We start from the raw sequence: 528 nt of genomic DNA, 5'->3' as shown, positions 1-528 counted from the left end.
CGTAGCCAACCAGCCGTGCTCCTGGCGGAACAACTGGCACACCAGAGGTTCGTCCGTCCCGGTCCTCTCGTACTAGGGACAGCCCTTCTCAAAACTCCTACGCGCGCAGCGGATAGGGACCGAACTGTCTCACGACGTTCTAAACCCAGCTCGCGTACCGCTTTAATGGGCGAACAGCCCAACCCTTGGGACCAACTCCAGCCCCAGGATGCGACGAGCCGACATCGAGGTGCCAAACCATGCCGTCGATATGGACTCTTGGGCAAGATCAGCCTGTTATCCCCGGGGTACCTTTTATCCGTTGAGCGACCACGCTTCCACAAGCCATGGCCGGATCACTAGTTCCGACTTTCGTCCCTGCTCGACCTGTCAGTCTCACAGTCAAGCTCCCTTGTGCACTTGCACTCGACACCTGATTGCCAACCAGGCTGAGGGAACCTTTGAGCGCCTCCGTTACATTTTAGGAGGCAACCGCCCCAGTTAAACTACCCACCAGGCACTGTCCCTGATCCGGATCACGGACCGAGG

At 58.5% G+C, this 528-nt stretch carries 1 rRNA gene; it reads right to left on the bottom strand.

Annotated features, from left to right (window positions below):
• Positions 1-528 (bottom strand): 23S ribosomal RNA (locus ACYVK5_RS25810); the annotation flags it as partial.

It is taken from the genome of Myceligenerans halotolerans (assembly GCF_054782975.1).
This window is presented reverse-complemented; position numbering and strand designations above follow the sequence as displayed.